The 14,007-nt window shown below is 71.7% G+C and carries 13 protein-coding genes; 2 read left to right on the plus strand and 11 right to left on the minus strand.

What is annotated here, in order from left to right; all coding sequences use genetic code 11:
* Positions 1 to 10: 10 nt before the first annotated feature.
* Positions 11 to 1,957 carry a hypothetical protein gene (locus J8N05_RS15340; RefSeq protein WP_210883281.1) on the minus strand — a complete coding sequence of 649 codons (1,947 nt, stop codon included), beginning with the start codon at positions 1,955 to 1,957 and terminating at the stop codon, positions 11 to 13.
* A 73-nt stretch (positions 1,958 to 2,030) separates the two neighbouring features.
* On the minus strand, positions 2,031 to 2,507 hold the full coding sequence (locus J8N05_RS15345; RefSeq protein WP_247706718.1) for a tetratricopeptide repeat protein: 477 nt from the start codon (positions 2,505 to 2,507) through the stop codon (positions 2,031 to 2,033).
* Positions 2,508 to 2,829: 322 nt separating this feature from the next.
* On the opposite strand from J8N05_RS15345, the gene J8N05_RS15350 reads away from it, so the two are divergent.
* Positions 2,830 to 3,285 (plus strand): hypothetical protein, encoded by a 456-nt coding sequence (locus J8N05_RS15350; protein ID WP_210883283.1) that lies wholly within the window; start codon positions 2,830 to 2,832, stop codon positions 3,283 to 3,285.
* 111 nt (positions 3,286 to 3,396) lie between these two features.
* Here J8N05_RS15350 and J8N05_RS15355 read toward each other — a convergent pair whose 3' ends face one another.
* The 8 genes from J8N05_RS15355 to J8N05_RS15390 form a co-directional block, all read right to left on the minus strand.
* On the minus strand, positions 3,397 to 4,986 hold the full coding sequence (locus J8N05_RS15355; protein ID WP_210883284.1) for a DUF1996 domain-containing protein: 1,590 nt from the start codon (positions 4,984 to 4,986) through the stop codon (positions 3,397 to 3,399).
* Between the two features lie 261 nt (positions 4,987 to 5,247).
* On the minus strand, positions 5,248 to 5,901 hold the full coding sequence (locus tag J8N05_RS15360; protein WP_210883285.1) for a LuxR C-terminal-related transcriptional regulator: 654 nt from the start codon (positions 5,899 to 5,901) through the stop codon (positions 5,248 to 5,250).
* On the minus strand, positions 5,886 to 7,196 hold the full coding sequence (locus J8N05_RS15365; protein WP_210883286.1) for a sensor histidine kinase: 1,311 nt from the start codon (positions 7,194 to 7,196) through the stop codon (positions 5,886 to 5,888). The genes J8N05_RS15360 and J8N05_RS15365 overlap by 16 nt, the downstream gene beginning before the upstream one ends.
* 96 nt (positions 7,197 to 7,292) lie before the next feature.
* The gene (locus J8N05_RS15370; RefSeq protein ID WP_210883287.1) at positions 7,293 to 8,309 is read right to left on the minus strand and encodes an NAD-dependent epimerase/dehydratase family protein; all 1,017 of its coding nucleotides are present in this window, start codon (positions 8,307 to 8,309) and stop codon (positions 7,293 to 7,295) included.
* A 109-nt stretch (positions 8,310 to 8,418) separates the two neighbouring features.
* On the minus strand, positions 8,419 to 9,009 hold the full coding sequence (locus tag J8N05_RS15375) for a winged helix-turn-helix domain-containing protein (RefSeq protein WP_210883289.1): 591 nt from the start codon (positions 9,007 to 9,009) through the stop codon (positions 8,419 to 8,421).
* A 453-nt stretch (positions 9,010 to 9,462) separates the two neighbouring features.
* Entirely contained in the window at positions 9,463 to 10,491 is a 1,029-nt protein-coding gene (glnII, locus tag J8N05_RS15380) for a glutamine synthetase (RefSeq protein ID WP_210883290.1), read from the minus strand.
* Between the two features lie 307 nt (positions 10,492 to 10,798).
* Complete coding sequence (locus J8N05_RS15385) at positions 10,799 to 11,518, minus strand: RlpA-like double-psi beta-barrel domain-containing protein (protein WP_210883291.1); 720 nt, start codon at positions 11,516 to 11,518, stop codon at positions 10,799 to 10,801.
* Between the two features lie 122 nt (positions 11,519 to 11,640).
* Positions 11,641 to 12,012 carry an arsenate reductase family protein gene (locus J8N05_RS15390; RefSeq protein WP_210883292.1) on the minus strand — a complete coding sequence of 124 codons (372 nt, stop codon included), beginning with the start codon at positions 12,010 to 12,012 and terminating at the stop codon, positions 11,641 to 11,643.
* A 165-nt stretch (positions 12,013 to 12,177) separates the two neighbouring features.
* Here J8N05_RS15390 and J8N05_RS15395 point away from each other — a divergent pair, with 165 nt between their 5' ends.
* On the plus strand, positions 12,178 to 12,486 hold the full coding sequence (locus tag J8N05_RS15395) for a hypothetical protein (protein WP_210883293.1): 309 nt from the start codon (positions 12,178 to 12,180) through the stop codon (positions 12,484 to 12,486).
* Positions 12,487 to 12,562: 76 nt separating this feature from the next.
* On the opposite strand, the gene J8N05_RS15400 is transcribed toward J8N05_RS15395, so the two are convergent.
* Positions 12,563 to 13,762, minus strand: coding sequence for a winged helix DNA-binding domain-containing protein (locus tag J8N05_RS15400; protein ID WP_210883294.1), 1,200 nt, complete (start codon positions 13,760 to 13,762; stop codon positions 12,563 to 12,565).
* Between the last annotated feature and the right edge of the window lie 245 nt (positions 13,763 to 14,007).

The following is a 14,007-nucleotide window of genomic DNA, read 5'->3' on the forward strand; positions in this document are numbered from 1 at the left end:
AACGGGCCGCTCAGTGGAGCCCGCCGATCTCCCGCCCGCCGCTCAGCGTGCCCTTCAACTCGGCCTGCGCGCCCTGTTCGGCCCGCACGGCGAGGAGATTGCTGCGCGCCGCCCCGCTGACGCCGCCCGTCGCACGGATCGACGCCGTGTCCTCGCCGCCGGCGGCCAGGAGGTACCAGTCGCCCTCGACGGACTTCCACAGCACACCCGCCAGGACATGGGGATCCTTCGAGCCGCACGCGGACGCGTTCTCCGCCTTCGCCGCGACCGCGCCGAACCGCTGCCCCGGCGCGTGGAACTGGGCGAGCACCCGCGGGCCGCCGCCGCGCCAGGTCTCCGCGCGGGTGCACAGCCACTCAGCGGTGCCGCTCCCGTCGGGGAGGGGCTGGCGGGCGTAGCTCCAGGAGTTGACCGAGCGCACGCCCTGGCCGCGGGCGTCCACGAGGGAGCAGGCCAGCGGGGACCAGTCCGCCGCCGAGGCGTCGCCGGGCCGCCCCGGACGGCCCGAGGTGAGCCGGGCGGGCGTCAGCTCCCCGAGGTCGGTCGACAGACGGGTCCCGCTCTTGTCCGTCAGCTCCAGCACGTTCCAGGAGCGGCACGCGCCGGTCTGCAGGGCCGGGCTCGCGAACGGCTCGCTCACCCCGTCCGCCGAGCGCGCCAGCGGTGTCGTACCGGCGGTGGGTTTCAGCAGGTCGCGCACGACGGCGGTACGCACCCAGGGGGCCGTCAGATAGCGGACGTTGCCGTCGGAGCGGCCCAGGACCAGCGCGTCGGCGTCGGCCCCCGAGGCGCCGTCGACCCGCGCGAAGTCGAGGGCCGCGCCCTGGGTGCCGCCGTCCTTCGCCTCCGCGTACCGCGCGATCCGCAGTCCGTCGTACAGCAGCACCACCCGGCTCTGGTCGACCTCGCCCGCGTACAGCAGCTGTGGCGGTCCCGGCGGGGCGCCCGAGGGGGTGCCGGGGGTCGCCGAGACCTGTACGGTCCCGCCGGGCCGCGCCCATACGGCGAGCGCGCGGCGCAGCAGGGCCTTGTCGCCGGTGAGCGCGCCGCGCGCGGGCCAGACGGAGAAGTCGGTGCGCGCGGACGACTCCCACGCCCCCGCCGGGACCAGCGTGAGCTTCGCGGGGTCCAGGGCGGCCTGAGCGGCCGGGTTCTGCGCGTACGGGGGCGCGGCGGCGCCCTCGGGGCCCCAGCCGTCCCCGGGCATGCCGAGGAGCGCCCCGCACACGGCGACCGCGGCCGCCGCGGCGATCGCCGCCTTCATGTGCTGGCGGCGGCGCACCAGGTCCGTGGGCCGGGCGTGCAGCGAGCACGGGTCGAACTCGGGGGAGGACAGCAGCGCGTCGGCGCCCTCGGCCGTGTCCACCGCGTCCGCCGCGGCGAGGGCGGCGGCCGGGTCCGGCTCACCGGCCGCGGCCAGCACCCTGCGTACGTCCGCGTCGGCCATCCGCTCCAGGCCGCGCAGGACGAAAGCGGCGCGGGCCGGGGCGGACAGGGCCGACAGCCGCTGGTCCAGGGCCAGTTCGTCCGCTCCGCCCGAGCGCGGGAACAGCCGCAGGCCCCACACCTGCGGGAGCAGCGGCGGCAGTTGGGCCCGGGTGGGCCAGGCCCGGAAGGTCAGCGGCCTGGCCGCCTCCAGCGCCGTCCGCAGGACCCGCAGCCGCACGTACGCGTACCCGGGGTCGCCGTCACGGCCCTCGGTGGCGGTCTTCTGGGCCGGGAGCACGGGGGCGTCGCCGGGAGTCCGGCCGCGGGGCAGGGTGCGCTGGGTGAGCGCGTGCGCGGTGAGCACCCGGCGGTTGCGGCCGAGGCTCGGCGGCAGCACCAGATAGGCGAGCCGCACGAGCCGGGGGTAGTGCTCGACGAGCGCGGCCTCGGCCTGCTCGATGTCGACCCCCGGCCCGGGGGCGGCGGCTGATGCGGGGCGGGGGCGCGGGGCGACATCCTGTGACTGCACGTTCAGCAGAACGAGCGAATCGGTGGATGGTCACCTGGACCGCCGCGACACCAGCGGGACTTGGCGGCTCGTGCTATGCCTCCGGCTCCACGAGCAGGCGCGCGTAGTTCGCCATGGACCGCTGGTAGCGCGGCAGATGAGGGGCGAGGGCGCCCAGGACCAGCGAGAGGCCTTCGCGCTCACGGCCGAGGCTCGCCAGGCACAGGGCGAGGGTCGCCCGCACGGCGTCGTCCAACTCGTCCGACACGCCGACGAGTTCGGGCGACAGGAGCTTGACGCCCTCCTCCGGCTGCCCGGTGTTCCGCAGTGAGCTGGACAGCTGGATCTTCGCGCGCCGGCCCCGGTAGCCGTCGAGGCCGAGGTCCAGGGCCTCGCGGTACAGCGGAACGGCGTTGTCCGAGTGGCCCGTCGAGTCCCACGCGCACGCCCGCTCGAAGGGGGCGACCGGGCTGCCGGCGGGCAACTCGGCGGCGAGCGCGTCGATCAGCGCCCGGAACCGTGCCGCGTCCGTCTGCGGATCGGCCTCGAAACCGGCCCAGGCGGCGGCCACCCGCTCGTCCGAGTCCGCCGCGCCGCCGGCTGTGCCTCCGGCCGTACGGTCCGCTGCCCTGTTGGTCGCGCTGTCCTCTGTCGTCACGCGCTCACCTTCGCACACGTGCGCCAATCAAAAGCAATGCTTCTGTGGCGCAGGTCACTGTCACGTGTCCCGTGGTGCCTGTATGACGGAATCGGTCGCCCGTGCCGTCGTCGTTTGAGCGCGGAGCGCGCGGGAGCCGTATCGAAGACCGGGGCCCCTGTGCGGGCTCTCGCAGGCGTGGGCGCACGGCCCCGGCGAGGCATGTCGCCGGAATGGACCCGGAGGTACGGACGTAATGAGTTTTACGGGCAAGAGGCTCGCGGTCGGCACGGCCGGGGCGGTCGTGGCACTCCTCGCGGTGACCGGCTGCGGCTCCGACGGCGGCGACGAGAAGAAGGTTCCCGAGACCGCGACCGGGAGCCTGGAGCACATCGCGAGCGAGGCGGGCTGCAAGCCGAACATGCAGACCGACGCGGACACGATCCGGCAGGCCATCTGCAAGAGCTCCGGCGAGAAGTACGTCCTCGCGACGTTCGCCACCGACCGCGGTCAGGCCGAGTGGCTGACCGGGGCGAAGGACTACGGCGGCTACTACCTCGTGGGCCGCAAGTGGGTCGCCGTCGGGGAGAAGAAGACGGTCACGGCACTGCGCGGCCGGCTCGGCGGGACCATGGAGGAAGGCTCCGAGCACATGAACCCGGGCGGCAGCCACAACAGCGGCACGCACAGCGGCGGCAGCCACGAGGGCTGACCCCGCACGGACGAACAGAAGCAGACGAACGGAAGCGGACGAACAGAAGCCGGCGGTGGGAATTCCCACCGCCGGCTTCCTCATGCTCGACGTTCAGCTGCCGCGTAAGGACTACGTGCAGTTCTGACCGCTGTTGATGCAGTCCACGACCTCGTTCATCTCGTTCTCGTCGAAGAAGTTGATGAAGTCGTTGTGGTCCGTGATCGGCTTGTGCAGCTGGTCCGGGAAGGAGTCCACCGCGAACGCGTTGGTGATCTGGTCACCCTGGATCTGCGGGGCCGCCACGTCGTAGACGAGACGGACCTGCAGCTGCGGGATGGCCTGGAAACCGTTGCCGCAGGTGCCGTCCGCCTGGACGAAGGACACGTGCGTGCGGTGGTTGGCGCTGTCGATGTTCTGGCCGTCCCAGCAGCTCTGGAAGTTGGACGTGCGCACCACGGAGCTGCCCTCGGGGCAGATCGGGAACTTGTCCGTCAGCTGGCGGTCCTCGAAGCCGGTGCAGCTCCAGTTCGTGTTGGCGTTGTTGAGGCCGTTGACGAAGGCCTTGGCGTCACCGGTGATGATGCGCAGCGCCTTCGGCATCGCGACGACATCACCCTGCTTGTTGCCCACGAACTTCAGCTGCGCCTCGCTGGCCTGCTGGATCGTGCCGACGTTGCCGTCCTGACCGCCACCGGCGGCGTCCGCGTCGATGTCGTCCTTGCCGTCCTGCACACGCAGCACCGGCCAGAAGTACGAGGACTTGTCGCCCTGGTTCTGGCAGGTGGTGTCGGCGTTCGCCAGGTCCTCGTCGCTCGCGAAGGCGTCGTTGGACTGGTTGCCGACGTAGTCGTGCTGGTGCTGGGCGCCGTTGCTGACACCCGGGGCGACGATCACGTTGTCCGAGTTGCGGAGCTCGTTCTCGTTGGTGCCGCAGCTCGTGGTGAAGGTGCCGGTGGAACCGCTGTCCCCGTTCGCGGGGAGCCCGTTGGCGCCCACACCCTTGGGGCCGCCGTTCGGCTGGACCTGGGTGATGTCCTGGAAGTCGGCTGCCACGGGCCCGTTGTCGGCCTGACCGCCGTTACCGCCGTCGCCACCCTGGCCGCCGCCGTTGCCGGCCTGACCACCGTTGTTGCCCTGGCCGCCATTGTTGCCCTGGCCGCCATTGTTGCCCTGGCCACCGTTGTTCCCCTGGCCGCCGTTGTTACCGGCCTGGCCACCGTTGTTGCCCTGGCCCCCGCCGGTGGGATTCTCGGCAGGCACACCCTGGCATCCGGCGAGCTTGCCGCCTCCTCTCGGACCCTTGCCGCCCGCGCGCTTGATGTTGTTGCTGATCCTGTCGATCGTGGCAACACGCTTGGACTTCAGTGGACCGAGGATGGCGTTGTTGACGTAGCCGGGGTCCCCCGCCTGGGCCTGGCGAGTGTCCGCAAGACGCTTATAGGCCTCCGTGACCTGCTGGTCGAGCTGAGCCAGCTCCTTGTCGACACCGGCGCGGGCGCCCTTGGGCACGGAGGTCAGCTTCTGGCCGACGTCCGGGCATTTGATCGTGGCCACCGAAGCGGCGGTCGTCTGCGCGTTCCGCGTCGAGTTCTTGCTCTCGCCCGCGGAAGCGTAGATGTTGGCCGCAAGCAGACCGCCGCCACCCAGCGCGAGAGCCGCCGATGCGGCTATCGCCCGGTTGGCGAGCGTGGAGCGGCGTTTTCGGTTCGTGCGTCCCATGGAACTCCCTCTGGCTTCCTTGCGGGGGCATCGAGGCGCCCGGCAGGAGGTGAAGCGGCTCCGTTCAATACGGAGGAGGTTCCTGGGGCGTTCAGAGGCCTCAGAAATTGATGAGAGTTCCGTGGAGCAATCCTGCCGCAAGGGGCCCAGAAGCCCCTCAAACAACGGCAGTTGAGCGGGAATTACTGAATATCATTCAGCGGTTCCGATACTCGGGAACGGTTTCGCGCCCGGCCTTGTCCCCCTTGCTTATGAACCCTTTCAGCGGCCCTGGTCCAAATAGGCGAGAACGGCCAGGACGCGACGGTTGTCGTCGTCCGACACATCCAGGCCGAGCTTCTGGAAGATGTTCGACGTGTGCTTCGCGATCGCCCGCTCCGTGACCACGAGTTGGCCCGCGATCGCCGCATTCGACCTGCCCTGCGCCATCAGTTCCAAAACCTCCAGCTCGCGAGGTGTCAGCCGCCCCAGCGGCCGGCCGTCGCCCTGCCGCCGCGCCAGCAACTGCTGGATGACCTGCGGATCCATCGCCGTGCCGCCCGCGGCCACCCGCCGTACCGCGTCGATGAACTGCTCGGCGTCGAACACCCGGTCCTTCAGCAGATAGCCGACCCCGCCGTTCCCGTCGGCGAGCAGTTCACGCGCGTACAGCTGCTCGACGTGCTGGGACAGGACGAGGACCGGCAGCCCGGGTCTGGCCCGGCGCGCCGCGAGCGCGCACTGCAGCCCCTCGTCCGTGTGCGAGGGCGGCAGGCGTACGTCGACCACGGCGATGTCCGGCTCCAGGTCGGCCAGCGCCCGCGTCAGTTCGGGCCCGCTCTCGACCGCGGCGGCGATCTCGAAGTCGAACGCCTCCAGCATCCGCACCAGACCGTCGCGCAGCAGGAACAGGTCTTCGGCTAGGACAACTCGCAAGGGATCTCCATGGTCACCATGGTGGGACCGCCCGCGGGGCTGCTGACGGCCAGGACGCCGTCGAATGTACCGAGTCGCCGTTCGACTCCGGACAGTCCCGACCCCGAGCCGATCGCGGCGCCGCCCCCGCCGTCGTCGGTGACGGCGATCCGCAGCATGCCGCCGTGCTCGGGGGTGTGGTGCACGTCGACCCAGATCCGCTCGGCGCCCGAGTGCTTGACCGCGTTGGTGAGGACCTCGCTGACGGCGAAGTACGCCGCCGCCTCCACCGGTTCCCCGAGCCGGCCGGGCAGGTCCACGTCGACCTCGGTGGCGATCGGCAGCCGCAGCGCCAACGCCCGTACGGCGTCCCCGAGTCCGCGCTCGGCGAGCACCGGGGGATGGATGCCGCGTACGAGGTCCCGGAGTTCGGTGAGGGCCTCCGCGGAGGACCGGCGGGCCTGCGCGACGAGCTGCCTGGCCTTCGCCGGGTCCTTCTCGATCAGGGCCTCGATCGTGCCGAGGTCCATGCCCATCGCGACCAGCCGGGCCTGGGCCCCGTCGTGCAGGTCCCGCTCGATCCGGCGCAGTTCGGCCGCGGAGGTGTCCACGGCGTCCCGCCGGGTCTCGGTCAGTACGCGGACCCGCTGGGCGAGTTCGCCCTGCCCGGACGCCAGGACGGACCGGGTCAGCAGGAAGTGGACGCGCAGCAGGAAGGGAGCCGTGTACACGCCGACGACGAGCAGGGCGGCGCCCAGGGCTCCCGCGGCGAGGGCGCTCGGCTGCCCGCCGATCGGCACGAACCCGTACCACCAGCCGACGTACGTGCCGTCGGTGAAGACCCGCCACAGCCCGGCGGCCAGCGCGAACCCCTCGAAGGGGTAGAGGATCAGCAGGGCGGGCAGCAGCGCGGTGACGAACCCCGCGGTCATGTCCACCGGGAGCCACAGGAGGTCCCGCCGGACGGCCGGGTCGCCGAGCAGACGGAAGCACCGCTCCCACGGATTGGCGTCCGGCGGGACGGGCCGGTACTCGGGCGGGATCCGCACCCCGCTCCACCGGACCGCCAGCAGCCGCCGCCAGTTCGCGAAGCCGCGTACGGCGGCCAGCACCCACGGCGTCGTGACGATGCCGATGCCCAGCGGCACGAGCACGATCGACACGACGGAGAACAGGAACAGGACGATCGACCCGGTGAGAGCCACGACGGCCAGCAGCAGGGCCCGCACTCCGGCGAGCGCGGCGGCGAGCGCCCGGCCGCCCGCCTCGCCGTCCCCGTGATCCCGGCGCTCCCCGCGTTCCCCGTTGATGTCCATGCCCTCAGTCTCGCCCACCCCGCGGCCGTGGTCAGGGGGTCGAACCACCGGAAGGGGGGTGGTGCCAGCACCACCCCCTTGTCCGCTCCGCCGGTCTCAGCCGCCCAGGAGTTTCTCCTCCACGGCGGGATCGAGTCCGACCGCGGGACGATCGGGGCGCTGGGGCGGGACACCGCCGATGCCCTGGAGCCAGCTCCAGGTGTCGGCCACCGTCTCGGAGACGGGACGGCAGCGCAGCCCGGCCCCTACCGCCTTCGACACGTCGACGCGGTGCAGCATGGCGTGCAGCTCGGAGTCCGGCGGCACCCACACGGGCAGCTGCGTCCAGGGCTCGACACCGGCCGCCAGGATCTCCTCGGGCCCGGTCCACCGGAGCTCGGCCCGCCCGCCGGTGACCCGCGCACAGGCGTCGAGCAGCGTCCGCGTGGTCGCGTGCCCCGAAGGACTGATGAGGTTGTACGCCCCGCCGGCGGCCCCGCCCTCCACGGCCCCCAGCGTCCACTCGGCGAGGTCGCGCACGTCGATGTACTGGAGGGGGAGTTCACGGGGGCCGGGCGCGAGCACGGGGCCGCCCCGGGCCGCACGGGTGAGCCACCACGGCAGCCTGCCGATGTTCTCGTACGGGCCGAGAATCAGACCGGCCCGTACCAGGAGCGACCGCTCCTCGCCGAAGGCGTCGAGCACGGCCAGCTCGCCCCCGCGCTTGTCGCGCGCGTAGTCGGTCCGTCCGGCGTCGGGGGAGGCCCCTTCGACCGGCGGAGCGCTCTCGTCGTAACCGGCCGGCTGCGGCCACGCGTACACGGAGCAGGTCGACACGTACACGTACTGCCGGACGCGGTCCTTCAACAGCCGCGCGGAGTCCCGCACCACCCGTGGAGCGCCGGACCAGGTGTCGACCACGAGGTCCCATGAGCCGCCGCCGGGGCCCTGTCCGTCCTCGGCGAGGGCCGCGAGCCCGTCGGGCGCGGTGCGGTCGCCGTGCAGGGAACGTACGCCCGCGGGCGGTTCGTGCCGGCCGCGGTGGAAGACGGTCACGTCCCAGCCGCGCTCCAGCGCCGCCTCCACGACGGCCCGCCCCACGAACTCCGTACCGCCGAGCATCAGAAGTCTCATGGAGGGGACTCTGCCCTGCTCGGCCGTGCGGCGGAACGGAATTCTGCCCACAGGCGATCTGCCCGCAGGCGGTCTGCCCAGAGGCGAACCCGTCCCGCCGCCGGATGGATCAACCGCCGTTGACGGGCGCGTACTTGTAGCCGACCCGCCGCACGGTCCTGATGGTGTCGCGGTGCTCCACGCCGAGCTTGCGGCGCAGCCGGGCGATGTGGACGTCGACGGTCCGGCCGTCGCCCACGTGTCCGTAACCCCACACCGTGGTGACCAGCTGGTCGCGGGTGTGCACCCGGTGCGGATGCGCCACCAGGTGCGCGAGCAGCTCGAACTCCAGGTACGTGAGGTCGAGCGGGCGCCCGTCGACCTCGGCGGTGCGCTGGACGGTGTCGACCCGCACGGGCAGATCGTCACCGGCCACCGCCTCCGTCTCCGCCCCGGTCTCCGCCTCCGGCACGGCGACCGGCAGGAGGGAGGGCTGATCGGCGGGTACGAGGACCAGGTACCCGATCATCGGCGGATGGCCCGGCAGCGCGGGCAGGGTGTGCGGGGGAGCGGGCAGCCAGGTGGCGCCCGGCGGCAGGAAGTCGGTGACGTCGACCACCTCGTCCCGGTCGACGGCCCGCAGCCGATGACGTGCGGAGCCGGTGGACGGGGCCGGGGAGGTGGCGGTGGCCACGGAGGAGAAGGAGCGGGTGTTCGCCATGAGAGGTCAGCTCTTTTCGCGCGAGAGGTCGTCGAGGACGTACGTCGTGCGCGCTGGCCGAAGACCGGTGTACGGCTTTAGAGGGCCCGCGCGTTCGTCGCGCGACAACACACCCGGTCGAAGTCGTGGTGCTGACGGGAAGGCCAGAAGGGCTCAAGGTCGTGACGACCCGTAGCGATGCACTCCTGGAAGCTGGCCATGCCCCCATTGAAGCAGACACAGCCCCGCAACATCAGCCTCCTCTCACTGTCCGGACACCCAGCACGGCCCGGAGCCCGCACAGGGGCGCCCCGTCAGGGGCGCGGGGAACTGCGCGACCAGCCCCCACCGGCCCGCACGCGCCCACAACCCCCGCCCACACCCCGCCGCCCCCACCCCTCCCCCGAGCGGACGCGAAAGGGCGCCCACCAACGCAGGTGAGCGCCCCTTACAAGTTCAAACAGAACAGCCGATTCAGACCTGCCCGGCCTTCTCCAACGCGGAGCAGCACGTGTCGACGATCAGCCGGGTCACCACATACGGGTCGACGTTCGCGTTCGGACGCCGGTCCTCGATGTACCCCTTGCCGTCCTTCTCGACCTGCCAGGGGATACGCACCGAGGCCCCACGGTTGGACACCCCGTACGAGTACTCGTTCCACGGCGCCGTCTCGTGCAGCCCCGTCAGCCGGTCGTCGATCCCCGCGCCGTAGTTCTTGACGTGGTCGAGCGGCTTCGAGCCCTCGCCCAGCGACTCGCACGCGGTGATGATCGCGTCGTACCCCTCGCGCATCGCCTTCGTGGAGAAGTTGGTGTGCGCACCGGCGCCGTTCCAGTCGCCCTTCACCGGCTTCGGGTCCAGCGTCGCGGAGACGTTGAAGTCCTCGGCGGTGCGGTAGAGCAGCCAGCGGGCCACCCACAGGTGGTCGGAGACCTCCAGCGGCGAGACCGGTCCGACCTGGAACTCCCACTGCCCGGGCATGACCTCGGCGTTGATGCCGGAGATGGCCAGACCCGCCTTGAGGCAGTTGTCCAGGTGCGCCTCGACGATCTTGCGGCCGAAGATCTCGTCCGCGCCGACGCCGCAGTAGTAGCCGCCCTGCGGGGCCGGGAAGCCGCCCACGGGGAAGCCGAGCGGACGCTCGCCGTCGAAGAAGGTGTACTCCTGCTCGATGCCGAAGATCGACTCCTGGGCGGCGAACTTCTCGGAGACCTCGCTGAGCGCGGCACGCGTGTTGGACTCGTGCGGCGTCATGTCGATGTTGAGGACCTCGCACATGACGAGGATGTCGTCACCGCCGCGGATCGGGTCCGGGAAGGACGCGACCGGCTTGAGCACACGGTCCGAGGCGTGACCCTCGGCCTGGTTCGTGGACGAGCCGTCGAAGCCCCAGATCGGCAGCTCCGCACCCTTCGCGTCGTCGCCCAGTATCTTCGTCTTCGAACGGAGCTTGGCCGTCGGCTCGGTGCCGTCGATCCAGATGTACTCAGCCTTGAAGGTCACGGGCCACATCCTTCGGGGTGGGTCTCTAAGCGCAGTGCGGTAGCTGCGGCGCTGCGGCACTGGGGCGCCGCGGAGGATGCCCGAAGCCTGTCAACAGGCAGTTTCCCGATCATTGCCCGGATGTGAACCCCGTGTTACCTGGTGCCCATGTGGTGGGGGTCACCTATGGAGAGTGTCCCTTACTCGTATGCGATGGGTTTCGGACAGGTGGCGGCGGCCCGGGCCGCCACCCGACACGAAACAGCCCGGCACGAAACAGCCCGGCACGGAACACCCGGGCGGGACGCAGCGGTCCGACGGGGGACCCTCAGCCCACCTTCTCGATGACGGCCCTGCGGATCAGGAACTTCCCGGGCTCGCGGACCTGCTCGAACGCCTCGTTGTTCAGGAGCGCGCAGCTGCCGGAGACCGAGGTGACCTCCACGGTCGTGGACTTGTTGTTGTCCAGGTTCGTGACCTTGAGCTTCGTACCGGCGGGGAACTGGTTGCTGGACGCGGCGGGCGCGCCCGCCTCACCCGAGAGGGTGACCGTGGACCCGTTGCAGACCTGCTCGCCGGCCGCGGCGCCGCCACCGCCACCGGCGGCCGGGGCGGACGGAGCCTGCGACGGCTGCTCGGCGGGAGCGGACGCGGCGGGCGGTGCCTCGGTCCCCGCCCCGGTACCGTTCCCGGTGCCGGCGTCGCCGCCCCCTTCGCCCACGTTCGCGTCGGACTCGCCGACCGTGCAGCCCGAGGCCTCCTGCTGCACCTTGATCTGCGCGATGACCGCTTCACGGTTGGCGATCCGCGCCTCGGACTGGGCGTCCGGTGCCGTGCGCTGTCCCTCGATGAACTTCTCGTTGTTGCCGAGGGCGGTGGCCAGTCCGCTGCACACCACGGAGGACTGCGCGGTGGACTTGGCGGAGTTCGTGGCCGGCGTCGCGTTCGACGTGGCGGCCAGGGCGAAGGCCCCGCCACCGGCCACCGCGGCGGCGCTCACCAGCAGGGCGATCTTCTTCTTCGTCCCGAGAGTTCTTCTGCGCGACATCAACGGCTCCTGTCCCCGGCCGCCCCTGGCGGCGACCGTTCGCCGTTATGTACGAGATACCGAACGAAGTTACTCAGTGGTTGACCGGAGTCGTTCAAGTAACGTGGATCACATGGGTGTTGTCACGGCCGCTGCCGCCTGCCCAGCGCGTCCCGCACCGCCTCGTCCGTCCGCGCGACGACGGCGCTCCCGTCCTCCGCGGTGATGATGGGCCGCTGGATGAGCCGGGGGTGCTCGGCCAGTGCCGTGACCCACCGCTCCCGCGAACCGGCGTCACGCGCCCACTCCTTCAGCCCCAGCTCCTTCGCCTCGGCCTCCTGGGTCCGGGTGATGTCCCAGGGCTCAAGACCGAGCCGCTCCAGGACCTCCCGGATCTCGGCCTCGCTCGGCACGTCCTCCAGATACCGCCTGACCGTGTACTCGGCCCCCTCGGCGTCCAGCAGACCGATGGCGCCGCGGCACTTCGAACAGGCCGGATTGATCCAGATCTCCATGCCGCCCAAGGTACGCGAGAACACCGTGCCACTCACTTGTCACGGCACCCCCAAAAGGCCTGTGGCCAGGGGCGATTGTCAGTGGGCGGCAGTAGAATAGAAGCAGTGTTCGAGGGTGCCGCCGGAGACGCCGACCGGTGCCCTGACCGCGACAGGAGGATGCCTGTGCCCGCTGCCGCACTGAGTCCGCTGCCCACCCAGTCCACCGCCAAGAGGGCGGTCCAGCTGGACCTGCCCTACCAGCCCGTCGAGAAGCGCGCGCTGCCACCGGGGCGCCCGCGCGAGTGGTACATCACGCACAACCGCCGCCTCAAGGCGATGCGGCTGGCCATCGCCCTCCTCGACTCCGGCGTCTACGTACCCAGGCAAGCCCACAACGACACGATCCGCAGCACGGCCGCACTCATAGGCGTACACCCCCCGTCGGACACGACCTGCCACATGGTCCGGGCCCTGATGAGGTACGCGCGCTGAGCCCGCGTCCGTAGCGCCACCCGTGTCCGTAGCGCCGCCCGCGTCCCGGGCGGCGCTACGGCACGGCTTCCCGGTCTCAGCCGGACGCCAACTCCCGTTCCAGCGGCGTCCGGAAGCGAGGGGTGACCCGGGTCGGCCCCATCCACGACCGCAGCCGCTCGGCCTCGGCCCCGATCGCGTCCAGGGCCTCGGCGCCGACGCCCTCGGTGTCCGCGCCCTCGTTGTCCAGCAGCCGCCAGGCGATCTCGCCGTCGGGGCGCTGCGCCCAGCCGCCCACGATCCGCCCGTCCCACCAGACGGTCGGCCCGATGTTCCCGCTGCGGTCGAAGAGCGCGGGCCGCAGCCCGGGCGGGCAGTACCAGTCCCGTTCCCGCCATCCCATGGCCGTCGGGTCCAGGCCGGGCAGCAGCGCGGCCCACGGCTCGACGGCGCGTACCGGCTCCACCGCGTCGGCGAGCACGTACGCCACGCCCTCGTCCACCGAGACGGTCACCGCCCCCACCGCCCCCAGCGCCCGCCGTACGTTCCCGGCCTTCCACCCCGTCCACCACTTCAGGTCGGCCTCCGTGGCCGGCCCGCACGCGGCGAGCCAGCGCCGGATCAGCTCCGCCTGGGCCTCGGCGACGGGCAATTCGGCGCACGGGGGAGCCGCGGCCCACCGGAACTGCGTGGACGTCCACGACCCCAGCGGCCGGCCCCGTACGACCCGGCCCTCGATCCCCAGGACACGCAGCAGCCGCGACGACACGGTGTGCACCCCTTCGTAGCTCGTGCCCGGCGCGTACGCGAACCGCTCCCTCAACCGGGGCTCCTCGCGCGCCAGTTCGGCGGCCGTCGCCTCGCCGCGCCGGGTCAGCACGGCCAGCGTGGACGTCTCCACCTCCGCGAGCCACTTCGCGTCGGGGGCACCGACTCGGGCCATGTCCTTGACCAGCGAGGCCCGCGCCCGGGCGGCCACGGCGAGGCCGGTGGACGCGTGCACGACCGGGACCAGCCCGGTGGGGAACACGAACACGGTCTGCCGCATGCCGTGCATCCGGATTAGCGTCCGGTCCTCGTACAGGGCCCGTTCCATCTCCGGCACGAGCCCCGCCGCGTCCGTGAGCCGCGCCCCCACGGCGAGGTGGACGCTGACGGGATCCGTCCCGTGCAGGGCCACCAGCGAGGCCGCGACCTCCTCGGGGGTGTCCGCCCGGGCGGCCCCGGCCAGCCGCTGCCCGACGGCCAGCCGGGCCCGCCGCTCGGCCGCCCCGATGTGCCGCCGCTGCCCGCTCATACCGTTCCCCCGCCCGTGTTCCCGCCGGCCCCGTCCTCTGATTCTCCCGGATCGTCCCCGGATCCGCCCTTGCGGCAGCCGGGACGGATCCGGGGAGGGCAGTGGCCCCGGACGCAGATTTACTCACTCCGAAGCACCCTCATTGCTCCCCTCTGTGACGATTTCGCTTGACTCCGGGCTGTTTTGTGACTGCTCGTAAGCGGACCCGACCGTTATTCGTTTCCGTCGGACGGGGATCGCGCGGC

The organism is Streptomyces liliiviolaceus (assembly GCF_018070025.1).
Taxonomy (GTDB): domain Bacteria; phylum Actinomycetota; class Actinomycetes; order Streptomycetales; family Streptomycetaceae; genus Streptomyces; species Streptomyces liliiviolaceus.

What these genes read in the sequence shown, in the direction of transcription:
- J8N05_RS15350 (WP_210883283.1), top strand. Translation starts at nt 2,830, where the DNA reads ATGAGTTTTACGGGCAAGAGGCTCGCGGTCGGCACGGCCGGGGCGGTC.
- J8N05_RS15355 (WP_210883284.1), bottom strand. Translation starts at nt 4,986, where the DNA reads ATGGGACGCACGAACCGAAAACGCCGCTCCACGCTCGCCAACCGGGCG.
- J8N05_RS15365 (WP_210883286.1), bottom strand. Translation starts at nt 7,196, where the DNA reads ATGGACATCAACGGGGAACGCGGGGAGCGCCGGGATCACGGGGACGGC.
- J8N05_RS15370 (WP_210883287.1), bottom strand. Translation starts at nt 8,309, where the DNA reads ATGAGACTTCTGATGCTCGGCGGTACGGAGTTCGTGGGGCGGGCCGTC.
- J8N05_RS15375 (WP_210883289.1), bottom strand. Translation starts at nt 9,009, where the DNA reads ATGGCGAACACCCGCTCCTTCTCCTCCGTGGCCACCGCCACCTCCCCG.
- J8N05_RS15385 (WP_210883291.1), bottom strand. Translation starts at nt 11,518, where the DNA reads ATGTCGCGCAGAAGAACTCTCGGGACGAAGAAGAAGATCGCCCTGCTG.
- J8N05_RS15390 (WP_210883292.1), bottom strand. Translation starts at nt 12,012, where the DNA reads ATGGAGATCTGGATCAATCCGGCCTGTTCGAAGTGCCGCGGCGCCATC.
- J8N05_RS15400 (WP_210883294.1), bottom strand. Translation starts at nt 13,762, where the DNA reads ATGAGCGGGCAGCGGCGGCACATCGGGGCGGCCGAGCGGCGGGCCCGG.